Below are 22,025 nucleotides of genomic sequence, written 5' to 3'. Positions count from 1 at the left end.
CAAGAACTCAAGCCCGATAGCGACAGGGGGCAGATCGCCCTCTCCTGAGTCGGGTCTGCCCCCTTTCCCTGGTTTAAGCGCGGGCGCCTGGGGTGCCGCGCGCGTTCTTCTTCTGCAGGATCATCGACGCTTCGTTGTAGGCAGTCTGGAAGGCGTCGCCGCCTATCCATTCCACTGCCGTGTCTTCGTCTTCATCGTGGAAGATCCCGCGGTAGGTGATCAGCAGGCCCATCATGAAGTCGATCGCCGCGTCCTCCTCTTCCTCGGCGACCACCAGTTCCAACACCGGGTATTGCAGGAACACCAGGCACATCGCCAGCAGGCTGATGCCTTCGCCGACTTTCATCGCCCGGAACAGGTCGTCGAAGTCCGCCGGGTCGAAACCGTTCTCTTCGATGTCTTTGAAGTCGAAGGTGCTCAGGTCGATTTCGACATCATCGAACGGCTCGTCGATCAGCGGATTGGCCAGCAGCGGATGTACGACACTGGCCTTGGCCTTGGACTTGCCCGAACGGTTCTGCCTGGCCTTGGCTTTGGCCCGCTGGGCGCGTTTTTGCTGTTTATCTGGGGAGGCCATGGCGGCGGGTTCCTTGTCCGGTGCGGCCATATTCAATGGCCCGGGATGATCGGGCGCCCATTGTATCCAGGCTACCCTGCTACGACGGCAAGAAAGTGGTGGCGGTGAGGATCGCCGCAAATGTCAGTGGCTCCGGCCTGACACGGCCGGGGCGCGCTGCTCAGCCGGGGCGCGGCATCACCAGCAGGCGCAGCGCCAAGCCGCCGAGGACGCCCGCCAGCCCCCAACGCTGCAGGCTCCGGGCCCGACGCCAACCGCCGAGGGCGCGGCCGAAGGTGCCGCCGAGCAGACCCAGGGCCAGGTGAAAGAGCAGGGCCAGCAGCGTCAACAGACCGCCCAGCAACAGGAGTTGTGCGGCCAGCGCTCCGTTTGCCGGGACCACGAACTGCGGGAGGAACAGGATGAAGAACAGCAGCGCCTTGGGATTGAGCAGGCTGTTGAGCATGGCGCGCAGCATCACCGCCTGCAGAGGCGTCCGGTCACTGGCCTGCCCTGCCCCCGAACCCTCGCTACGCAGGGCCCGGTAGGCCATCCATAACAGGTAGGCGGCGCCACAGTAGCGGATCAGGTCGAAGGATGGCGGCCAGGCCGCCACCATTCCGGTCACCCCTGCGGCGGTGAGCAGCGTGAGGATCAGGTCCGCCAGGGCGATGCCCAACGCGGCCGCCACTCCGCCACGCCAGCCGTAGTGCATGCCGTGGCTCATGACGAACAACATGTTGGGCCCCGGCACCAGCAACAGCAGGGTCACCGCGCCAACGAACAGCCCCAGTGTGTGCGCTTCCGGCATCGTCCTGTGCTCCCGTCGCTCACCGCCAGCCACCGTGGCTGTGCGTCGAATTCGACAGTAGCCAATCGAGCGGATCTTGGGCCCGCTACAGCTGGGTTGTTTTACGTCGGCACACTTTGCCGCCTGTACACAATCCTCCTGGCCGAAAGCGGTGGAAAACGCTTTGCGGTTTTCCACCCTACGCCTATTTGCGTAGCGCCATAGGCGGCATACCCCTTGCCTGCCTGTCGCGCCTGGCCAGCGCCGAAACGCCCACGGTGTAAAAAAGTACCCGCACCCTAGCCGTAAAGCCGGGGGCGGGCCAAAGGGTGACAGGGGTTCAGCGCTGCAACCACTCGGCCAGCCGCACCAGCATGGCATCGCAGCCATCCAGCTGGGCCTGAGTGACGAACTCGTCCGGCTTGTGGCCCTGTTCCATGTTGCCGGGGCCGCAGACCACCGTGGGGATGCCGGCCTCGGCGAACAGCCCGCCCTCGGTGCCGAAGGCCACGGTGCCGAAGTCGCGGCGGCCGCTGAGCAGCGCCAGCAGCTCGGCCGCCTCGCCGTCCGGCGCGGTGGCCAGGCCCGGGTAGGCGGACAGCGGCTGCAGGTCGATGGCGCTGGCGTCGCTGCGCGCGCGCATCTGCGGCAGCAACTCGGTCTCGGCGTAGTCGCGCAGCGCGTCGGCGACCTGCTGCGGATCGTCCGCCGGCAGGGCGCGCACCTCGAAGTCGAACTGGCAGTCGGCCGGCACTATGTTCAGCGCCCGGCCGCCCTGGATCAGCCCGGTCTGCACGGTCGAGAACGGCGGGTCGAAGCGCGCATCCTGACGCTCGGGGGCGGCCAGGTGCTGGCCGATCTCGCCCAGCTTGCCGATCAGCCGCGCGGCGTACTCGATGGCGTTGACCCCCAGGGGGGCGTAGGCCGAATGGCAGGCGGCGCCGCGCACCTGGCAGCGCATGGCCAGCTTGCCCTTGTGGCCGAGCACGGGGCGCAGTTCGGTGGGCTCGCCGATCAGGCACAACGCCGGCTTGTCCGGCCGCGCGGCCAGCGTCGCGACCAGGCTGCGCACGCCCAGGCAGCCGACCTCCTCGTCGTAGGAGATGGCCAGATGCAGCGGCCGGCGCAACGGCCGGGCGAGAAAACGCGGCAGGCTGGCCAGCACGCAGGCGATGAAGCCCTTCATGTCCGCCGTGCCGCGGCCGTACAGGCGGCCGTCGCGCTCGCTCAGGCGGAACGGCTCGACCGTCCAGGCCTGGCCGTCCACCGGCACCACGTCGCTGTGCCCGGACAGCATCACCCCGCCCGGGCCCTCCGGGCCGAGGCGGGCATAGAGGTTGGCCTTGCTGCGCTCGGCGTTGTAGTCCAGCTCGCAGGTCAGCCCCAGGCCCTCGAGGTAGGCGCGGATGAAGGCGATCAGCGCCAGGTTGGAGTCGCGGCTGACCGTGGGAAAGGCCACCAGCTCGGCCAGCAGCTCGCGGCTGCTCATCTCACTCATCCCCGGGCACCCCGTAGCTCGGCGCGCGGGTCGGGTCCAGGGCGCGGGTCACGTAGTCGCGCATCTGCGGCCGGTAGGCGCGCCACAGCCGCTCCAGCTCGCCGATGGGGTCCTGCTCGGCCCAGTCCACCCGCAGGTCGACCAGCGGCCAGGTCAGGTCGTCGACCACCTGCAGCGCCGCCGAGTGCACCGGGCCGGCCTCGCCGCCGGCGGCCATGGCCGCCTGCAGGGCGGCCAGCAGGCGCTCGGCCAGCGGCCCGGAGCCCTGTTCGAAGGCGTGCACCATGGCCTCGACCACCCCGCGGTCGGCCAGCAGGTTGCCGGCGGCCACGCACTGCTCGCCGGCCTGGGCGTTGTGCACGCCCAGGGCCTGGCTGCCGGTGAACACGGCGCTGCGGCCCTGGCTGTCGAGCAGCGCCACCTGGCGATACTGGCTGTAGCCGTTGCGGGTCAGCGCCTGGTCCAGGGCCGCGGCCGGCTCCAGGCCGCTCTCCAGCGCATCGAGGATCTGCGGGCCGAGGGCCGGCAGGGTGATGTTCTGGCTGGCCACCGCGCCGACCCCGGCGCGCAGCCAGGGACAGCGCGCGCCCACGGCGATGCTCGAGGAGCTGATGGCGATGCCCAGCTGGCCGGTTTCGGCGCAGCGGCCGACGATGGAGAAGGTCATGGCGCGCGCCTCACCGTTGCCAGTCGTCGGGAATGACGGCGATCACGTCGATCTCCATCAGCCACTGCGGTTGGCCCAGGGCGCTCACCACCAGGCCGGTGGAGATGGGGAACACGCCCTTGAGCCATTTGCCGACCTCCTGGTAGACCGCCTCGCGGTAGCGCGGGTCGATCAGGTAGGTGGTGGTCTTGACGATATGGCTGAGGTCGCTGCCGGCCTCCTCCAGCAGTTGCTTGACGTTCTTCATGGCCTGCTCGGCCTGGGCCCGGGCATCGCCCAGGCCGACCAGGCGGCCTTCGAAGTCGGTGCCCACCTGGCCGCGTACATAGACGGTGTTGCCGGCGCGCACGGCCTGGCACAGGTCGTTGTCCAGGCTCTGGTTGGGATAGGTGTCTTGGGTGTTGAACATGCGGATGCGGGTATGGGTCGGCATGGCTGTGCGTCCTTCAATCTGTGGGTGGAGTCAGGCGTTCTGGCGCTGCGTGACATCGCGGTAGGCGAGGTAGCTGCGCTGGGTGGCGATATGCCCGGCGATGTGCTTGGCGTCGTGCCACACGCCCCAGATGAACGAGGAGCCGCGGCGCGACAGCCAGGGCAGACCGAGGAAGTACACCCCCGGCTCGCGGGACACGCCGCGCTGGTGCTGGGGCTTGCCCTGGGCGTCGAAGGCGTCGACCTGCAGCCAGCCGAAGTCCACGGCATAGCCGGTGGCCCAGATGATCGAGCGGATGCCGGCCTCGGCCAGGTCCAACTGGCGAATCGGCTCGCGCACGCATTCGGCATCCGGGTAGCGGCGGCGCGCCTCCGGCTCCTCCGGCAGGTCCAGGCCGTTGCGGGCGACATAGGCGTCGGCCGCATCCAGCAGGGCCAGGTAGTTCGCGTCGCCCGCGGCCAGGTTGCCGACCAGGTCGTCGCGGAAGGTCACCACGCCGCCGTCGAAGGACTGGGTCAGGCCGACCAGGGTCATGCCCTCGCCCGCCAGGCGGCGGAAGTCGATGGTCTCGCCGCCGCGGGCGCCGCTGACGGCGATGGTCACGTGCTCCCGACCCGGCTGCACTTCCTCGGCGTCCCACAGGCCGAGCACGCCCAGCCACCAGCAGAAGTCGCGGCCGCGGTAGGTGCGCGGCGGGCGGTCGTGGGGGCCGACCGAGAGGTAGACCCGGCGCCCGGCCCGCATCAGCTCGTCGGCGATCTGCACGCCCGAGGAGCCGGCCCCCACCACCAGCACCGCGCCCTCGGGCAGCTGCTGCGGGTTGAAGTAGGTGGCGGAGTGGATCTGGTACAGCCCCTCATCCTGCGGTGCGATGGCCGGAATCACCGGGCGCTGGAAGGGACCGGTGGCGGCGACCACCCGCTGGGCGCGGATCACGCCCTGGGAGGTCTCGATGGTGAAGCCCGGGCGGTCGGCATTGCGCACCACCCTCCTCACCTCGACGCCGGTGCGAATGGGCGCGGCGAACTTCTCGGCATAGGCCTCGAAATAGGCCGCCACGCGCTCCTTGGAGGCGAAGGCATCGGCGTCGAGGTCGTCGAACTCCAGCCCCGGGAAGCGGTCGTGCCAGGCCGGACCGTTGGCCACCAGCGAATCCCAGCGCCCCGTGCGCCAGGCCTCGGCGATGCGGTTCTTCTCCAGCACCAGATGGGGCACGCCGAGCGCACTGAGGTGCTCGCTAATGGCCACGCCGGCCTGGCCGGCGCCGACCACCAGGGTGTCGATTTCCAGGGTTTCCAGGGCCTGGCCGGCGCACGGCGGCCAGGCTTGGTTGAGATCGGTCATGGCTTGCTTCCTCTGATCCTGATCGGTTGCGGCTGTCTGTGGGTGTTGGCCGCATTCTGGTCAGGCCCGGGGATTCGCGAAATTATGATTTTTGTCGTCGCTGGCGAGGAAAAAGCTGCCCGTGCCACAAGCCCGGGGCCTGCGGGGCAGAACACAGTGGCTATAGGTTTTTTAGTTTCAGGGGGGATGATTAAACGAGCTTCGCCGACGGCGCGTCGGGCGCTGAGCCTGGAAAACCAAAAAGCCCCGGCACGGGGCCGGGGCTTTCTTGTTGCCGAAGACCGCTTAGAACTGCGATGCGTCCAGCAGGTACAGGCTCTCGCTGCCGGCCTTGACCGAGGCGGTCAGCGAGTGGATGCGCGGCAGGATGCGCGCGAAGTAGAAGCGCGCGGTCCCCAGCTTGCTGGCGTAGAAGTCGTCCTGGCCTTCCTTGCCCAGGGCGGCCCGGGCCATCAGGGCCCACATGTAGGCGTAGGCGGTGTAGCCGAACACGTGCAGGTACTCGACCGAGGCGGCGCCGATCTCGTTGGGGTCGGCCTTGGCCCGCTCCAGCAGGTCGGCGGTCACCTGCTCCAGGTTGGCGATGGCGGCCTTCAGCGGCTCGGTGAACTCGGCCAGGCTGCTGTCGGCCGAATCGGTGAAAGCCTTGACCTCTTCGGCGAAGTGCTTGTAGAAGGCGCCGCCGCTGCCGATCACCTTGCGCCCGACCAGGTCCAGGGCCTGGATGCCGTTGGTGCCCTCGTAGATCTGGGTGATGCGGCAGTCGCGCACCAGCTGCTCCTGGCCCCACTCGCGGATGAAACCGTGGCCGCCGAACACCTGCTGGCCGTGGAGGGTGGTTTCCAGGCCCATGTCGGTGAGGAAGGCCTTGGCCACCGGGGTCAGCAGCGCCACCAGCTCCTCGGCGCGCTTGCGCGTGGCCGGGTCTTCACTGAACTTGGCGGTGTCCAGTTGCAGGGCCACGTAGCTGGAGAAGGCGCGACCGCCCTCGTTCAGCGCCTTCATGGTCAGCAGCATGCGCCGTACGTCCGGGTGGACGATGATCGGGTCGGCGGCCTTGTCCTTGGCCTGGGGGCCGGTCGGCGCGCGGCTCTGGATGCGCTCGCGGGCGTACTCGATGGCGCTCTGGTAGGAACGCTCGCCGGTGGCCAGGCCCTGGATGCCGACGCCCAGGCGCTCGTAGTTCATCATGGTGAACATGGCCGCCAGGCCCTTGTTCGGCGCATCGACTATCCAGCCGGTGGCGCCGTCGAAGTTCATCACGCAGGTGCTGGAAGCCTTGATGCCCATCTTGTGCTCGATGGAGCCGCAGGACAGGCTGTTGTGCTCGCCCAGGCTGCCGTCGGCGCCCACCATGAACTTGGGCACCAGGAACAGCGAGATGCCCTTGGGCCCGGCCGGGGCGTCCGGCAACTTGGCCAGCACCAGGTGGATGATGTTCTCGGTCAGGTCGTGCTCGCCGCCGGTGATGAAGATCTTGGTGCCGCTGATCTTGTAGCTGCCGTCGGCCTGGGGCTCGGCCTTGGTGCGGATGATGCCCAGGTCGGTGCCGGCGTGCGGCTCGGTCAGACACATGGAACCCGCCCAGGTGCCGGCGTACATCTGCGGCAGGTACTTGTCCTTGAGTTCTTCGCTGGCGTGGGCGTTGAGCGACAGGCAGGCGCCGGCCGTCAGCATCGGATAGAGGCCGAAGGACAGGTTGGCCGAGTTGACCATCTCCTCGACCTGGGCCGAGATCACCTTGGGCATGCCCATGCCGCCGAAGCGCGGATCGCCGCCGACGCCGACCCAGCCGCCTTCGGCGTAGGTCTGGTAGGCCTCGGGGAAGCCGGCCGGGGTCTTCACCGCACCGTTGTCCCAGCTGCAGCCTTCCTCGTCGCCGCTGCGGTTCAGCGGTGCGATCACCCCGGCGGTGACCTTGCCGGCTTCCTCGAGGATGGCATTGGCGGTGTCTTCGTCCACCACTTCGGCCAGGGCCGGCAGCTCGGCCCATAGCTTGGAAACTTCGAACACTTCGTTGAGCACGAAGCGCATGTCGCGCAGGGGAGCTTGGTAGTCAGCCATGGGGGCAATCCTCGAACGAACCAACGGGCTTGAATCAGGCCTCGGAGTTTACCCCAGCAACAAAAGTGATACATAGGGTCACGTGGTGACCAATCATTCACACACAGTCCCATCATATCCCTGCGCCAGCCCCGCCCAGGCCGTCTCTCGGCACCGGCGCACCGAGCCGTCTCGCGCCCACACAACTTTGCCCCCGTTCACATTACCCGCAACCCGCTTGCCCGGACTCAACTTAAGTCAGGGGCGCACTTGGTCTATACCAGGCGACCATCCGACCGACCCGTCCCATGGTGACCCAAGCGCCACGACAAGGAAGTTCGCATGCGGCCATTTCTCTGCCGGCCACTCTGCCGCTCGCGCCCAGCGCTGCTGGCGGCCTGCCTCGGTCTGTCCCTCGGCGCCCCGCTGCAGGCCGCACAACCGCAGGCCCCGACGACCGAGAATCTGCGTCAACAGCAGCAACAGCAGCGCGATCTGCAACAACTGCAGCTGGAGCAACGTCAGCGCCAGCTCGAACGCGGAGCATTCGGCAGCGCCGCCGAGACCATCGAGCCCGTCACGCCGGCCCGGGACGACCAGTGCTGGCCGTTGCGCGGCACCCGCATCGGCGGCGTGACCCTGCTCGACAACGCCACCCTGCAGGCTCGGCTGCGGCCACTGATCGCCCCCTGCATGGGCGTGAACCAGATCAATCGACTGCTCGGGACCATCACCCGCCTCTACGTCGAAGCCGGCTACATCGCCAGCCGCCCCTACCTGAGCAGCCCGCCCGCCGCCGGTCAGTCGCTGGACATTCTGATCGAGGAAGGGTTCGTCGAGTCCATCGAACTGGCCGACCAGAGCCTGCCCCTGTCATTGCGCGGGGCCTTCCCCGGCATGCTCGGCAAGCCGCTGAACCTGCGCGACCTGGAACAGGGCCTGGACCAGCTCAATCGCCTGCGCGCCTTCGACCTGACGGCCGACATCGCCCCCGGCAGCCTGCCCGGCGGCTCGCGGATCATCATCCGCCCCCGCGCCCTGGTGAAGCGCTGGGGCCTGGAGCTGGGCCTGGACAACCTCGGCAGCGCCAGTACCGGGCGCGATCGGGGCAGACTCAGCCTGGGCCTGGACAGCCCGCTGGGGCTCAACGATTACCTCAACCTGAGCCTGAGCGACACGCTCAACGGCGACGCCCGCTTCAGCCGCAGCCAGAGCCTCTACTACGGCGTGCCCTACGGCTACTGGAGCCTGGCCCTGTTCGCCAGCCGCGCCGAGTACTGGGCGCCGGTGCGCCTGAGCCAGCGGACCGTCGACAGCGAGGGCCGCACCGACCAGCTCAGCCTGCGCCTGGACCGCGTGCTGTGGCGCGGCCAGCGCCATCAACTGAGCGGCAACCTGCAGCTGGCGCACAAACGCGTCGAGAGCCTGTTCCTCAACCAGCGCCTGGAGATCCAGAGCCCGACCCTGACCGTGGCCGAGGCCGGCATCAGCCTGTTCTGGCTGGACAGCGCCACCTGGAGTTTCGACCTGGGATACGCCCAGGGGCTGACCTGGTTCGACGCCGACCGCGACGACGAGCGCCGGTTCGACGACCTGCCTCGGCCGCAGTTTCGCAAGTGGCGCGCCGGTCTCGGGCAATGGCGCAACGGCCTGTTCGGCGCCCAGCCCTGGCAATGGCACAGCCAGTTGTCGCTGCAGTACAGCCCCGACCCGCTGCCGGCCATCGAGCAGGTGCTGGCCAGCGACGACTCGGCGGTACGGGGCTTTCGTCGCAACGCCGCGTCCGGCGCCAGCGCGGCGATCTGGCGCAACACCCTGCGGCTGCCACAGCAGCTCGAGCACGGCCTGCTGCTGACACCGCGCCTGGGCCTGGATGGTGGCTGGGTCAAGGCCGACCACGGCAGCGCAGCCCAGCGGCTGGCCGGCGCCAGTACGGGCCTGAGCCTGAACTGGCGGGCCCTGCAATTGGATCTGGACTACCAACGCAGCCTGCACAGCCCGCGAACCTTCATTCATGAACCGGAGATCTGGCTGATGCGCCTGAGCCTGTCGCTCTAGCCCATCGACCAACAGAGCCGCCGGTCGACGCGCGACGCCTGCGGCCCACGACAACGCGCACTCCTTATCCCTCTCTACAACCCGAAGGTGTTTATGCGAAACGACACTGCCGCATTCCCGCTCTCCCCGCGAGGCAAACTGCGCTGGGCCATCGCCAGCCTGGCACTCCTGCAACCGCTGCAAGCGGCCTTCGCCGCCGGCCTGACCGCGGCCAACGGCCCCGGCGGCACGCCGCAGCTCCACAACCAGCAGGGCGTACCGGTGATCGACATCGTCGCGCCCAATGGTGCGGGGCTGTCGCACAACCAGTTCTTCGACTACAACGTCGACCGCCAGGGCCTGGTGCTGAACAACGCCCTGCAGGGTGGCCAGTCGGCCCTGGCCGGCCAGCTGGGCGCCAACCCGCAGCTGCAGAGCCAGGCCGCCAGCGTGATTCTCAACGAGGTGATCAGCCGCAACGCCTCGCAGATCAACGGCGCCCAGGAGATCTTCGGCCGCCCGGCCGACTATGTGCTGGCCAACCCCAACGGCATCAGCGTCAACGGCGCCAGCTTTATCAACGCACCACGCGCCAGCCTGGTGGTGGGCACGCCCGAACTGCAGGACGGCCAGCTGCAAGGGCTGAACACGCAGCACGCCGACGGCAAGCTAAGCGTCCAGGCGCAGGGCCTGCGCAACGACGGCGGCCGCCTCGACCTGCTGGCCCCGCAGATCGACAGCCAGGGACAGATCCGCGCCCGGGACGAGCTGAACCTGATCGCCGGGCGCAACCAGGTCGGCTACGCCGACGGCCAGGTGCATGCCAGCGCCCCGGCCACTTCCGCCGACGGCCAGCGCATCGACGCCAGCCTGTTCGGCGCCATGCAGGCCGGACGGATCAACATCCTCAGCACCGCCGAGGGTGCTGGGGTCAAGGTCGGCCCGACCCAGCTCGACGGCCGCGACGGCGTCAGCATCGCCTCCGCCGGCGGCCTGACCATCAGCGGCCAAGCGGCTCAGGACAACAGCCTCAATGGCCGCACGGCCAGCGTACGCAGCAGCCAGGGCGACGTGGCGCTCAAGGCCGCCAGCGACCTTGGCCTCGCCACCACCGAGGTCAGCGGGCGCGACGTGCAACTCAGCGCCGGGCGCAACCTGACCCTGAGCAGCCTGGAGAGCAAGCAACTACGCGAGTCGCGCAACAACTGGAAGAAGAAGTTCTGGGGCATCACCTACGAGACCTACGACCAGACCCTCACCGAGCGCGACTCCCGCCAGCACGGCAGCAGCATCAGCGCCAGTCGCGATGCCAGCCTGCAGGCCGGCGCCGACACCCGCCTGCAAGGCGCCAGCGTCACGGCCGGCAAGCAACTCAAGGTCGACAGCGGCGGCGACCTGACGCTCGCCGCGACCACCGAGGTCAGCGAACGCCGCGATCGTGGCAACCATCGCAAACACCTGTGGAAGGCCAACTGGGACAACAGCTCCCGTAGCGAACGCAGCATCGCCAGCCAGCTCAAGGCCGGCGGCGACGCTGCGGTGCAGAGCGGCGCCGACCTGCGCCTGGAGGGGGCCGTGGTGCAGAGCGGCGGCGACCTGATCCTCGGCGGCAAGCAGAAGGTCGAGATCGACACGGCCAAGCGCAGCCAGAGCAACAGCAACAGCCGCTACTCCGGCGACCTCGTCGGCGGCAGCTTCTTCGGCAAGAACGGCAGCGGCGACAAGGCCCAAACCCTCAACCAGCGCAGCGAGGTCAATGCCCAGGGCAAGCTGCTGATCGCCGCCGACGACGTGCGCATCAGCGGCAGCCAGGTGCGCGGCAAGACCGACGCCAGCGTGATCAGCCAGCGTGGCAGCCTGACCATCGACGGCGTGCAGGACAGCTCCCTGAGCAATCAGCATGACAAGGACAGCAAGCTGTTCGGCCTGGTCAAGGACGAGCAACGCAGCCGCGTCGCCAGTAGCACGGTGGTGCGCAGCGAGCTGCGCTCGGACAGCAACCTGCAGCTCAAGAGCGCCTCGGACCTGTCCGTGGTCGGCGCCCTGGTCGAGGCCGCCGACAAGCTCAAGCTCGACGCGGTGGGCAACATCGACGTGCTGGCGGCGAAGAACACCGAACAGACCACCGTCACCACCGACAGCCATGGCTTCTCCGCCTATGCCAAGGAAACCCAGGCCGCGACCGACACGCAGAAGGGCTCGCGACAGTATCGCGCCGGCATCCGCTACGAGCAGGTCGAGGAAACCCGCAACAGCGACACCACGACCCATCAGGGCAGCGAACTCAAGGGCGGCACGGTAGAACTGGCCAGCCAGGCCGAGCTGACCCTGCAGGGCTCGAAGCTCGACGCCGGCTCAGGCGGCGCCAGCCTGGCCGCTAAGGACGTCAAACTGCTCGCGGCCCAGGACAGCAGCCACAGCGACAGCAGCCAGACCACCACCGGCGTGGGTTTCTACTACACCGGCGGCCTGGACCGTGCCGGCAGCGGCTGGGAAGGCGGCCGCCAGAACGTCGACACCACGAGCGACAGCACCACGGCCAAGGTCAGCACGCTCAATTCCGCCGGTGCGCTGAGCATCGACAGCGGCACGGGCACCCTGACCACCCAGGGCGCACAACTCGATGCCGCGGGCAGCCTGCAGGTCAGCGCCGGCCAGGTGGACAACCAGGCGGCCAGCGATACCCAGAGCGGCACCCGCAAGGAGCACGGCTGGAGCGTCGATATCGGCGCCAATCTCGAGTACCGGGGCATCGCCCGGCCGATCGAGAAGGCGGTGGAGGGCGTCGCCCAGCGCAACTTCTATCAGCCCGGCCTGCTGGACGCCTTCGAGCAGCCCAACCTGGGCCTCGACCTGGAAGGCGGTTATCAGGAGAAGAACAGCCGGCAACAGAGCAGCAGCGCCCAGGTCAGCCAGTTCAATGGCGGCCAGGTGCAAGTGGTCGTCGCCGGCCAGCTGCAGGACCAAGGCACCCAGTACCGCGCCGATCAGGGCCAGGTGCAGATCACGGCCGACAGCCACCGCCTGAACGCCGCCAGCGATAGCAGCAGCGCCAGCGCCGAGAGCCTCGATGCCAAGGCCAACCTGCGCGTCTACACCACCACCGGCAAGGACATCAACGGCCGCCTGAGCGGCATCGGCGGTTCCGCCGAGACCAGCGCCAGCAGCAGTCGCGCGGTGGTCGGCAGCCTCAGTGGCAGCCAGGGCATCCAGATCCAGCTGGGCACCGACGGCGCCTACGAGGGCAGCCGTTTCGACGGCGGCCAGGGCGGCGTGCAGCTGCAGGCCGGCGGCGACCTGGCGCTGAACCAGGCCAACGACCGGCAAACCAGCAGCAACCACAGCCTGAAGGGCGACGCCAGCCTGCAGGCCGGCATGAGCAAGGGTTCGGGCGGCAAGGGCGGCAGCGTTTCGGCCAGCTTCCTGGTCAACGACCAGCGCCTGAGCAGTCAGGACAGCCAGGCCCAGGTCGCCACGCTCGCCGGCAACGGTGCCATCGTTATCAGCAGCGGCGGCAACCTAAGCTTACAAGGTAGCCAGATCGGCAGCGCCGAGAAGCCGGTGGCTGACGTGACCCTGAAGGCCGGCGGCAGCCTGGACTTCCTGGCGGCCACCAACAGCCACAAGGCCGAGGGCAGCAACCTCGGCGGCGGCCTGAGTCTCGGCGCGAGCAAGACCAAGGGCGCCGAAACCAGCAACTCCGGCGCCAGCGCCGGCGGCCAGTTCGCCATCGGCCGGGTGCAGGAGAACAGCCTGACGGCCAGCGGCGGCACGCTGCACAGCCAGGGTCGGGTCGAGCTGAGCGCTGCGGCCGCAGACGCCCAGGCGCTGCACCTGCAAGGCACTCGGATCAACGCCCAGAGCGTCGCGCTGGAGGCCCGCCAGGGCGGCATCCTGCAGGAGTCGGCGCAGTCCACCGAGCACAAGAACAACTGGGGCCTGGGCCTCGGCCTGGGCGGTAGCGGCGGCAAGACCTACCAGAGCCAGGGCGCCAGCAAGGACACCGACCAGGACAACTACGGCGTCTACGGCCGGGTCAAGATCGATGTCGACCGGCTCGACAGCACCACCCAGCACAACAGCCAGATCCAGGCCGAGCGGGTGACGCTGAACAGCCAGGGCGATACCCGCCTGGCCGGTGCGAGCATCGAGGCGGAGCGGGTCGAGGGCCGGATCGGCGGCGACCTGAGCGTCGAGAGCCGCAAGGACAGCGAGCAGCGCCTCAAGCTGGGCATCGACCTGCGCCTGGCCGGCGAGAAGAACCAGCCCGGCCTGGTGGAGAAGCTCGGCAAGCACACCGGCCCCCTGGCCGACCCGCTCAAGGAGAAGAGCCAGGCCGCCTTCGACAACCATCGCGGCAAGCTGGAGAACGGCGTGGACAAGGTCGCCGGCAAACTGGGTGACGCCAAGGACAGCCTGGTCAGCCAGGCCGGCATCGCCAAGGACAAGCTGGCCGACAAGCTCTCGCGCAGCGGCAGCTACGACGTCAACCCAGAGCCCCGCGGCGCCCTGGGCAGCAAGCTGGACCAGGCCAAGGGCTACCTGGCCGACAAGGCCAGCGCCGCCGCCGACGGCTTGGGCCAGCTCAAGGACAAGCTCGGCAGCAGCAAGGAAGGCAGCTACGCGGTGAACGACAAGACCGGCGCCGGCAAGACCGTGGCGGACAAGGTGGGCAACCTGCTGTTCGGCGACAAGAGCAACACGGCCGCGCTGACCCCGACCCTGTACCTGGACGTCAGCCATGTCGACAAGGACGCCGTCACCTCGGCCTCGGGCATCGGCGCCAGCCAAGGGATCGATCTGCAGGTCGGCGGCGCGACCCAACTGACCGGCGCGACCCTCAAGGCCAGCGACGGCAAGGTCGACCTGGGCGGCTCGACTGTCAGCAGCCGCACCCTCGACAGCAAGGACTACCGCGCCGACCTCGGCCTCAACCTGTCCAAGTCGCCGGTGGACCTGCTGTTCGGCATCAAGGACGAGCTGACCCAGAAGCAGGATGCCGCCACCCAGAAGGACCAGCTGTTCAACCTCGGCGTGCTGCGCGTAGGCGGTCACAATGACCGCCACGTGGTCCAGGCCGGCATCGAGCAGAAGCCCTAAGCGGCTAGCCGAAGCGCTGGGGAATCAGGACCGCCCCAGCGCTCCACTGCACGCCGGCGAGGCTGCCGGCGTTGCACCGCTACCCGGCGGTGCGCGCAATACCCTGCAAGTGCGCCTTGAGCAGCGTGACGAAGTGGCGCAGGTGCGCCGGCAGGTTCGTCGCATAGGCATGGCGTACATAGATCGGTCGCGGCTGTGCCATCCACTCCGGTAACAGGCGCTGCAAACGCCCCTGTTGCAACGACGGCTGGGCCACCAGCAGCGGCAACAACGCCACCCCCAGGCCCTGCTCCGCCATGGCCAGCACCGCCTGCAGGCTCGATGCGTAGGCCGACTCAAGGATCTCCAGCTGCCGCCGTTCGCCCTGGCCATCCACCAGGTGCCAGGCTCTGGCCTGCTGCTGCCAATGGGCGCAGAGCAGCCGATGGTCCCGTAGCTGCACGAGGTTTTCCGGCATGCCCCGACGGGCCAGGTAGGCCGGCGCCGCACAGAGCCATGCCTGCAACTCGCCGACCGGCAAGGCGCGCTCGTTGCTATCGGGCAGGTCGCCCACCGAGATCGCCAGGTCGATGCCCTGCTCCAGCAGCGACAGGCGCTCATCGCTGACCAGCAACTGCGGCAGCAGCTGTGGAAAGCGCTGCAAATACTCGCCAAGGATCCCCGGCAACACCTGCTCGAAAGCATGGGGCAGGCTCAGGGTCAGCTTGCCGCTGGGCGCACGCCCCTGCTCCTGCAGCTCGTCGATGGCCAACTGGGTCAGCTGTGCCAGTGTCCGGCAGCGTTCGGCGAACTGCTGCCCGGCCGGGGTCAGGCTCAAGCGTCGGGTGCTGCGCAGCAGCAGGCGCACCCCCAGGATCGCCTCGAGCTGCGACACCTGTTGGCTGACCGCGGCCTTGCTCTGCCCCAGCACCTGCGCGGCGCGGGTGAACGAGCCCTGGTTGACCACCTCGAGGAAGGCCGGCGCACGGGTTACCACCGCCAGATTGTTCATTTTTACCAAACAGTCATTCAACAAGAGGCCAGATTATCAATTTCAGATTTACCCGTAACCTGCCGTCTGTGCCCTCAACCCCAGGAGTTCCAGCATGCACACCCATCACCTCAGCGCGCTCGCGGTACTCGACGCCAGCCAGGCCTGGATCGACCAGTTCAATCGCCAGGACGGCCAGGCCTGTGCCGCCGCTTATACGGCAGACGCGACGATGCACGCCGAGCCCTTGGCCCACTGCAGCGGACGCGGCGAAATCGAGAAATTCTGGTGCGCGCTGATCGAGCAGGGTGCCCGCGACCTGCGCTACCACAAGTTGAGCTTGCAGGTGCTCAGCGTCGGCGAGGTCGAACTCAGCGCCGAATGGACGATGAACATCGGCAGCGGCGTGATCACCCGGGAACGCTGGCAGCTGTGCCAGGACGGTGTCTGGCGCCTCAGTGCCGACCAGTTCGCCCTGCTCGAATCTCAGGTTCAGGAGGGCTGAGGTCATGACACCATCCACCCCGCAGGCTCCGCTGAGCTATATCCTGGTCCATGGCGCCTGGACCGGCAGCTGGATCTGGCAACCCGTGCGGCAGCCGCTACGGGACCGCGGCCATGAAGTGCTCTGCGTCGAGCTGCCCGGGCATGGCCCGTCGTCTTCCGTCGCGGCCGCCGATATCCGCTTCGCCGACTACCTGGCCAGCATCGAGCAGGCCATCGACAGCGCCCGACATCCGCTGGTGCTGGTCGGCCACAGCTTCGCCGGCATGCTCATCAGCCAAGCTGGCGAGGACCATGCCGAACGGATTGCCGGGCTGATCTACCTGTGCGCCTTCATGCTGCCCAGTGGCTGCTCCTTCCTCCAGGCCTCCGCCGGGGTGCGAGGCTCGGTGGCCCTCGACCACCTGCAGTTCGCCGCCGACGGACACAGCGTCAGCATCGCTGCGGAACATCAGCACCGCGCCGTCGCCCAGGACGTACCGGCGGCCGGCTTCGCCCAGGTACAGCCGCTGCTGTGCGCGGAGCCGACCGCGCCGCTGGCCCACGAGCTGCGCCTGAGCTCACGCTGGGCCGAGCTGCCCCGCGCCTACCTGGAATGCACCGCCGACCAGGCCCTGCCGCTGACCGTGCAACGCGCCATGCAGGAGCAACTGCCGCCCCACTACCGCGCCAGCCTCGACAGCGGCCATAGCCCGCAATTCAGTGCCACCGAGGCGCTGGTGCAGGGCTTGCAGCTGGCCGCTAGCGCCCTCATCCGGAGCTAGTCCGGGGCAACACCAGGTCCTTGCCACACCGCTGCCTGCGGCCGGCTCAATCGAGCCTGGGGCTTACCCGCACGGCACCGCGACGGACCTTGCCGTGTCGGGAAACCCGGTTGCGCCCGGCACTCTTCGCCGCATACAGGGCCTGGTCGGCGGCCTTGATCACCTGCTCGGGCGTGCGCGACTCATCATCGCGCTCGGCCACGCCCAGGCTCACCGTCACCGACACCTCGGCGGCGGCGGCACCGCCACGGCGCTGGCGCCCCTGGCGGTCGTCCTTGGGCCGCTGCTGCTTGTCGCGCAGCTGCAGGCGATAGGCCTCCACCGCCTGGCGCACCGCCTCCAGGTGCGGCAGGCACTCGTCCAGGGTTCGGCCGGGAAACACCAGGGCGAACTCCTCGCCACCGTAGCGGTAGGCCTTGCCCCCGCCGCCGACCTTGCGCAGCCGGCTGGCGACCAGGCGCAACACCTGATCGCCGACATCGTGGCCGTGGCTGTCGTTGAATTTCTTGAAGTGATCGACGTCCGCCATGGCGATCACATAGGTACGGCCCAGACGCTGCAGGCGCTCGTTCAGCGCGCGGCGCCCCGGCAGGCCGGTCAGCTCGTCGCGAAAGGCCATCTGATAGGCCTCGTGGGCGACCGCCGCGACCAGCATCAGCATGACCTGGCTGCTCATCACATTGAGGGCATGGGGCAGGCTGAAGATCTTCGGCAGCATCCACAGCAGACCGCCCAGCCCCAGCAACTGCGCCGCATGCAGAGGCCGCGGCGCGCGCAGATACTGCACCAGCAGGAGGACGAAACCGAGCAGGAACAGCGGATAGGCGAGCTGCACCAGGCTCATCCACTCCCCATGCCAGGAAGGCCAGCGAATCAGCGCCAGCCAGTGCAGCAGGGCCTCCGGGTAGCGCTGCGCCAGCGCCAGGGCGACACCGCCCACCGCCAGCAGCACCGCGGCGCGGGCGACCAGATCCTGCAACAGGTGGGTGCGCTCCTGCCACGCCGCGTAGAGGCCATAGAGCAGCGGCAGCAACAGGCTGCACAGATGGAAGACCAGCGCCGCATCGTCGCGCACCCGCCCCTCGGCGCGGTAATGATCGAGCTGGACATCCAGGAGGAAATAACCGAGGTACAGCACCAGCAGCAGGAACAGCTCGCGCTGGCGGCCATAGACCAGGCAGAAACTGCCGCCGAGCAACAGCAGCAGGGTCGGCAGCACGTTGAACAGCGAGGTGAAGAACTCGCTCAGGCTCGGCAGCGCGGCCGCCAACAGGCCACCGGCGAGCAGCAGCAGCGACGGCAGGAAGTGGCTGAAACGCACAGCAGCAAAGCGCGACACGGCAAGCTCCAGGGCGACGACGCGTTCGACGGAAAGCCGGCATTTTGCCTAAGCCCGGGCACTTAAGCACTGGCGGCGATGCGCAAGGCGACCAACAGCGCGCGCCGTCGTCCCGAAACACATGCCCACAAAAAAGCCGCTGCCGGTAAGGGCAGCGGCTTCTCGACAGAACGCGCGCCGCGGCTTAGTAGCCCAGGGCGAAGTCCTCTTCACTCATGTCCATCAGGTTGCCGGCACCGGACAGCATGGTTTCGACGTGGGCACGGGTACGCGGCAGGATGCGCTGGAAGTAGAAGCGCGCGGTCTGCAGCTTGGCCTTGTAGAAGGCGGCATCGCCTTCGCCGGCCGCCAGCTTCTCGGCGGCCAGGCGCGCCATGTCGGCCCAGAAGTAGGCCAGGCAGGCGTAGCCGGAGTACATCAGGTAATCCACCGAGGCGGCACCGACTTCCTCGCGGTCCCTCATCGCGGCCATGCCGACCTTCATGGTCAGCTCGCCCCACTCCTTGTTCAGCTTGGCCAGGGGCTCGACGAAGGCCTTGACCGCGTCGTTGCCTTCGTTGGCCTGGCAGAACTTGTGCACGATCCTGGTGAAGCCCTTGAGCGCCTCGCCCTGGGTCATCAGGATCTTGCGGCCCAGCAGGTCGAGGGCCTGCACGCCGGTGGTGCCTTCGTACATCATGGAGATGCGGCAGTCGCGCAGGTTCTGCTCCATGCCCCACTCGCTGATGAAGCCGTGGCCACCGTAGATCTGCATGCCGTGGGAGGCGGACTCGAAGCCCACTTCGGTCATGAAGGCCTTGGCGATCGGGGTCAGGAAGGCCAGCAGGGCATCGGCCTGCTTCTTCTCTTCCTCGTCCTGGCTGTACTTGACGATGTCGACCTGCTTGGCGGTGAAGTACACCATGGCGCGGTTGCCTTCGGCGAACGCCTTCATGGTCAGCAGCATGCGCCGCACGTCGGGGTGGACGATGATCGGGTCGGCGGCCTTGTCCGGCGCCTTCGGGCCGGTCAGGGAACGCATCTGCAGGCGCTCGCGGGCGTACTTCAGGCCACCCTGGAAACCGATCTCGGCGTGGGCCACGCCTTGCAGCGCGGTGCCCAGGCGAGCGGTGTTCATGAAGGTGAACATGCAGTTCAGGCCCTTGTTGGCCGGGCCGATCAGGAAGCCGGTGGCGCCGTCGAAGTTCATCACGCAGGTGGCGTTGCCGTGGATGCCCATCTTGTGCTCGATCGAACCACAGGTGACCGCATTGCGCTCGCCGACGCCGCCTTCGGCGTTGGGCAGGAACTTGGGCACGATGAACAGCGAGATGCCCTTGGTGCCGGCCGGGGCGTCGGGCAGGCGGGCCAGGACGATATGGACGATGTTGTCGGCCATGTCGTGTTCACCGGCGGAGATGAAGATCTTGGTGCCGGAAACCTTGTAGCTGCCGTCGGCCTGCGGCTCGGCCTTGGTGCGCAGCATGCCCAGGTCGGTGCCGCAGTGCGGCTCGGTCAGGCACATGGTGCCGGTCCACTCGCCGGAGACCAGCTTGGTCAGGTAGGTGTGCTTCTGCTCGTCGGTGCCGTGGGCATCCAGGGTGTTCATCGCACCGTGGGACAGGCCCGGGTACATGCCCCAGGACCAGTTGGCGGTACCGACCATCTCGCTGATGACCAGGCCCAGGGACTCCGGCAGGCCCTGGCCACCGTGGTCGACGTCATGGGCCAGGCTCGGCCAACCGCCTTCGACGAACTGCTTGTAGGCTTCCTTGAAGCCGGTCGGCGTCTTAACGCCGGACTCGCTCCAGGTGCAGCCCTCGATGTCGCCCACACGGTTCAGCGGAGACAGCACCTGCTCACAGAACTTGGCGCCCTCTTCGAGGATGGCATCGACCATGTCCGGAGTAGCGTCTTGGCAGCCAGGCAGGCTCTGATAGTGCGCCTCGTAGCCGAGCAGCTCATCGCGAACGAAACGGATATCACGCAAGGGGGCCTTGTAATCAGGCATAGCGGTTAACCTCTGCGGTGGACTCTGAGTGTGTGGGCGACCAAAAGTACGGTCGGTTGCGGGTCATTCCCGACTGCTCGCACGGCAGGTTGGCCGACAAGCAATCAAACGCATGTTTGAAACATACGTTTACGCCCTCCCCTTGTCAAGCATCCCCGGCTGCCAGGCTAGACCCTGAGGTCGACGAGAGCGCCAGGGGACGATGGCCGGTCCTGCTCCAGGTAGTGCTGCACATTGACGGATGACTGGGCGCTTGCCTGGGCGAGCTGCGGCGACCCCGAGCCACGCTGCAGCTCGGCACGGGCCTGGACCATCTGCGCCTGGGCTTGCGCCGCCACCCGCAGGTCCTGTGCGGAAGGCTCGGCCGGGGCCAGGGCGGCACGCACGACCACTTCCATCTTGCGCACAGTGGCTGCGGGATCATTGGCTACGACGGCGAGATCGATGGCGACCTCGCCGGCAGCGGCATAAAGCCGGCCGTCCGGGCCGCGGCTGTAGCTGTAACTCGGCGCACCGGCATAGGGGCCACCGACTGCGGCATGGGCCTGCTCGTGGGCACGTACGTCCCGGTCGCGGCTGGCCAGTTCGGCGAGCCGCTGCTGGTCCTGGCGCTGTTGCCGGGCATCACGCCCCGAGGAGTCCGGTGCATCCCGAGTCGAGGCGGACGCAGGGACCTGGGCAGGTTCACGAGCGGTAGCGGAGGGCTCGGGCGAGACGCGGGAGGGGAATGACGGCGCCAAACGCGGGGCGGCTTCCTGCCTGGGGAAAGCGCTAACACCGCCGATCTGCATCGCTCCCTCCTGGATGGGCGCCGATCTTAGAGCCAGGATCTGCGAAGAGTGGAAAAGCGTCCGGCTTGAAGCCCTGCCGTGCCTGCGGACAAATGCCTAGGCCTGGGTGTCGAGCAGAGTCCCCAGCACTTCATCGGCGGTCTTGACCAGGCGTGCGCCGAGCTGTGCCTCATGCTGGCCGACCCGCAAGGCCACCAGGCTTTCTGCCAGGTCGGCAGGAGCACGGGCGCCAGCCTCGGACGTGGCGTCGACTCGATCCGGCTGCGGCTGCGACGTGGCGAGCGAGGCTTCGGCGATCTGCGTGGCCGCCTGGTCGACGCGCCGCTGCCCGGCTTGGATAGTGCCGATGCCTGCACTGAAGGCGTTGTGAGCGGAGATTTCCATGGATTAGCTCCCGCTGAGAAAGACCCTGTGACAGTGCATTGAAGCAGAAAAAGTCCGACCGCCCCACTATCGGTTGGCGATGGCAGAAGGCCGGCTTATAACGTCAGGCCGAGGGCTGCCAGGTCGAGGTACTCGGCCACCGCCGCCGGCAGCGGCTGGGCCAGGCGTGGCACCTGTCCCAGGCAAGGCGCCGGCAGGCGCTCGGCCAGGGTCGCCAGGTTGTCTTCCAGGCGCGAGGTCTGCGGGTCGACCAGATTACCCACCCAGCCGGCCAGTTGCAGGCCGTCGCGGGCGATCGCCTCCGCCGTCAGCACCGCCTGGTTGATGCAGCCCAGGCGCACGCCGACCACCAGGATCACCGGCAGGCGCAAGGCGATCACCAAGTCCGATAGTGTCTCGCGACCGGCCAGGGGCACCCGCCAGCCGCCGGCCCCCTCGACCAGGGTGAAGTCGGCGCCCTTGCCGAGGATCGCCTGCACCGGTGCGCGCAGCGCCGCCACATCCAACACCACGCCGGCCTCGCGGGCCGCCAGGTGAGGGGCGATGGCCGGCTCGAAGGCCAGCGGATTGACCTCCTCGTAACCCAAGGCGAGGCTGCACTCGCCGAGCAGGGCCAGGGCATCCTCGTTGCGCAGACCCTGTTCGCTCCGCACGCAGCCGGAGGCCACCGGCTTGGCTGCCGCCGTACTCAGGCCGGCATTGCGCGCGGCATGCAGCAGGCCGGCGGCGACGGTGGTCTTGCCGATCTCTGTGTCGGTGCCGGTGACGAAATAGGCTCGAGTCATATCAACACCCTCCAACTGCTGGTCTTACCG

At 68.2% G+C, this 22,025-nt stretch carries 17 protein-coding genes; 4 read left to right on the top strand and 13 right to left on the bottom strand.

Translation table 11 applies throughout. The features are described from left to right. Positions 1-73 precede the first annotated feature (73 nt). From ACSX1C_RS18020 to ACSX1C_RS17990, 7 genes are all read right to left on the bottom strand, one after another. Positions 74-577: a hypothetical protein gene (locus ACSX1C_RS18020; RefSeq protein WP_439887300.1), complete on the bottom strand. Its 504-nt coding sequence runs from the start codon at positions 575-577 to the stop codon at positions 74-76. Between the two features lie 160 nt (positions 578-737). Further along, complete coding sequence (locus ACSX1C_RS18015) at positions 738-1,367, bottom strand: LysE family translocator (RefSeq protein WP_439887299.1); 630 nt, start codon at positions 1,365-1,367, stop codon at positions 738-740. A gap of 319 nt (positions 1,368-1,686) precedes the next feature. Further along, positions 1,687-2,844 carry an acetylornithine deacetylase gene (gene argE / locus ACSX1C_RS18010; RefSeq protein WP_439887298.1) on the bottom strand — a complete coding sequence of 386 codons (1,158 nt, stop codon included), beginning with the start codon at positions 2,842-2,844 and terminating at the stop codon, positions 1,687-1,689. Beyond that, positions 2,837-3,511, bottom strand: coding sequence for a DUF1028 domain-containing protein (locus ACSX1C_RS18005; RefSeq protein WP_439887297.1), 675 nt, complete (start codon positions 3,509-3,511; stop codon positions 2,837-2,839). Before ACSX1C_RS18005 ends, argE begins: the two co-directional genes overlap by 8 nt. 10 nt (positions 3,512-3,521) lie before the next feature. Further along, positions 3,522-3,944, bottom strand: coding sequence for a RidA family protein (locus tag ACSX1C_RS18000; protein ID WP_439887296.1), 423 nt, complete (start codon positions 3,942-3,944; stop codon positions 3,522-3,524). A gap of 30 nt (positions 3,945-3,974) precedes the next feature. After that, on the bottom strand, positions 3,975-5,288 hold the full coding sequence (locus tag ACSX1C_RS17995) for a flavin-containing monooxygenase (RefSeq protein ID WP_439887295.1): 1,314 nt from the start codon (positions 5,286-5,288) through the stop codon (positions 3,975-3,977). A 285-nt stretch (positions 5,289-5,573) separates the two neighbouring features. Continuing rightward, positions 5,574-7,352 carry an acyl-CoA dehydrogenase C-terminal domain-containing protein gene (locus ACSX1C_RS17990; protein ID WP_439887294.1) on the bottom strand — a complete coding sequence of 593 codons (1,779 nt, stop codon included), beginning with the start codon at positions 7,350-7,352 and terminating at the stop codon, positions 5,574-5,576. A gap of 321 nt (positions 7,353-7,673) precedes the next feature. Between ACSX1C_RS17990 and ACSX1C_RS17985 the strand changes: the two genes are divergently transcribed. Next, positions 7,674-9,389 (top strand): ShlB/FhaC/HecB family hemolysin secretion/activation protein, encoded by a 1,716-nt coding sequence (locus tag ACSX1C_RS17985; protein ID WP_439887293.1) that lies wholly within the window; start codon positions 7,674-7,676, stop codon positions 9,387-9,389. A gap of 93 nt (positions 9,390-9,482) precedes the next feature. Next, on the top strand, positions 9,483-14,468 hold the full coding sequence (locus ACSX1C_RS17980) for a hemagglutinin repeat-containing protein (protein WP_439887292.1): 4,986 nt from the start codon (positions 9,483-9,485) through the stop codon (positions 14,466-14,468). 79 nt (positions 14,469-14,547) lie between these two features. Here ACSX1C_RS17980 and ACSX1C_RS17975 read toward each other — a convergent pair whose 3' ends face one another. Next, positions 14,548-15,459 (bottom strand): LysR substrate-binding domain-containing protein, encoded by a 912-nt coding sequence (locus ACSX1C_RS17975; RefSeq protein WP_439887291.1) that lies wholly within the window; start codon positions 15,457-15,459, stop codon positions 14,548-14,550. A 94-nt stretch (positions 15,460-15,553) separates the two neighbouring features. Between ACSX1C_RS17975 and ACSX1C_RS17970 the strand changes: the two genes are divergently transcribed. Together ACSX1C_RS17970 and ACSX1C_RS17965 are read left to right on the top strand one after the other, a co-directional pair. Further along, positions 15,554-15,943, top strand: coding sequence for a nuclear transport factor 2 family protein (locus ACSX1C_RS17970; RefSeq protein WP_439887290.1), 390 nt, complete (start codon positions 15,554-15,556; stop codon positions 15,941-15,943). Between the two features lie 4 nt (positions 15,944-15,947). Next, the gene (locus ACSX1C_RS17965) at positions 15,948-16,706 is read left to right on the top strand and encodes an alpha/beta fold hydrolase (protein WP_439887289.1); all 759 of its coding nucleotides are present in this window, start codon (positions 15,948-15,950) and stop codon (positions 16,704-16,706) included. Between the two features lie 46 nt (positions 16,707-16,752). Here the strand turns inward: ACSX1C_RS17965 and ACSX1C_RS17960 are convergent, their stop codons facing one another. The 5 genes from ACSX1C_RS17960 to bioD all read right to left on the bottom strand — a co-directional run bounded on the left by ACSX1C_RS17960 (position 16,753) and on the right by bioD (position 21,995). Next, complete coding sequence (locus ACSX1C_RS17960) at positions 16,753-18,045, bottom strand: diguanylate cyclase (protein ID WP_439887288.1); 1,293 nt, start codon at positions 18,043-18,045, stop codon at positions 16,753-16,755. Positions 18,046-18,229: 184 nt separating this feature from the next. Next, a complete protein-coding gene (locus ACSX1C_RS17955) occupies positions 18,230-20,035 on the bottom strand; it encodes a phenylacyl-CoA dehydrogenase (RefSeq protein ID WP_439887287.1) in 1,806 nt (601 codons plus the stop codon). A gap of 167 nt (positions 20,036-20,202) precedes the next feature. Continuing rightward, the gene (locus ACSX1C_RS17950; protein ID WP_439887286.1) at positions 20,203-20,775 is read right to left on the bottom strand and encodes a putative metalloprotease CJM1_0395 family protein; all 573 of its coding nucleotides are present in this window, start codon (positions 20,773-20,775) and stop codon (positions 20,203-20,205) included. Between the two features lie 147 nt (positions 20,776-20,922). Then, positions 20,923-21,210: a hypothetical protein gene (locus tag ACSX1C_RS17945; RefSeq protein ID WP_439887285.1), complete on the bottom strand. Its 288-nt coding sequence runs from the start codon at positions 21,208-21,210 to the stop codon at positions 20,923-20,925. 95 nt (positions 21,211-21,305) lie between these two features. Then, positions 21,306-21,995 (bottom strand): dethiobiotin synthase, encoded by a 690-nt coding sequence (gene bioD, locus ACSX1C_RS17940; protein WP_439887284.1) that lies wholly within the window; start codon positions 21,993-21,995, stop codon positions 21,306-21,308. Positions 21,996-22,025 lie beyond the last annotated feature (30 nt).

It is taken from the genome of Pseudomonas sp. MBLB4123, from assembly GCF_051904775.1.
Taxonomy (GTDB): Bacteria; Pseudomonadota; Gammaproteobacteria; order Pseudomonadales; family Pseudomonadaceae; genus Aquipseudomonas; species Aquipseudomonas benzenivorans_B.
This window is presented reverse-complemented; position numbering and strand designations above follow the sequence as displayed.

Coding starts and splice junctions, on each gene's coding strand:
- ACSX1C_RS18020 (WP_439887300.1), bottom strand. CDS start 577: ATGGCCTCCCCAGATAAACAGCAAAAACGCGCCCAGCGGGCCAAAGCC.
- ACSX1C_RS18015 (WP_439887299.1), bottom strand. CDS start 1,367: ATGCCGGAAGCGCACACACTGGGGCTGTTCGTTGGCGCGGTGACCCTG.
- argE (WP_439887298.1), bottom strand. CDS start 2,844: ATGAGTGAGATGAGCAGCCGCGAGCTGCTGGCCGAGCTGGTGGCCTTT.
- ACSX1C_RS18005 (WP_439887297.1), bottom strand. CDS start 3,511: ATGACCTTCTCCATCGTCGGCCGCTGCGCCGAAACCGGCCAGCTGGGC.
- ACSX1C_RS18000 (WP_439887296.1), bottom strand. CDS start 3,944: ATGCCGACCCATACCCGCATCCGCATGTTCAACACCCAAGACACCTAT.
- ACSX1C_RS17995 (WP_439887295.1), bottom strand. CDS start 5,288: ATGACCGATCTCAACCAAGCCTGGCCGCCGTGCGCCGGCCAGGCCCTG.
- ACSX1C_RS17990 (WP_439887294.1), bottom strand. CDS start 7,352: ATGGCTGACTACCAAGCTCCCCTGCGCGACATGCGCTTCGTGCTCAAC.
- ACSX1C_RS17985 (WP_439887293.1), top strand. CDS start 7,674: ATGCGGCCATTTCTCTGCCGGCCACTCTGCCGCTCGCGCCCAGCGCTG.
- ACSX1C_RS17980 (WP_439887292.1), top strand. CDS start 9,483: ATGCGAAACGACACTGCCGCATTCCCGCTCTCCCCGCGAGGCAAACTG.
- ACSX1C_RS17975 (WP_439887291.1), bottom strand. CDS start 15,459: ATGAACAATCTGGCGGTGGTAACCCGTGCGCCGGCCTTCCTCGAGGTG.
- ACSX1C_RS17970 (WP_439887290.1), top strand. CDS start 15,554: ATGCACACCCATCACCTCAGCGCGCTCGCGGTACTCGACGCCAGCCAG.
- ACSX1C_RS17965 (WP_439887289.1), top strand. CDS start 15,948: ATGACACCATCCACCCCGCAGGCTCCGCTGAGCTATATCCTGGTCCAT.
- ACSX1C_RS17955 (WP_439887287.1), bottom strand. CDS start 20,035: ATGCCTGATTACAAGGCCCCCTTGCGTGATATCCGTTTCGTTCGCGAT.
- ACSX1C_RS17945 (WP_439887285.1), bottom strand. CDS start 21,210: ATGGAAATCTCCGCTCACAACGCCTTCAGTGCAGGCATCGGCACTATC.
- bioD (WP_439887284.1), bottom strand. CDS start 21,995: ATGACTCGAGCCTATTTCGTCACCGGCACCGACACAGAGATCGGCAAG.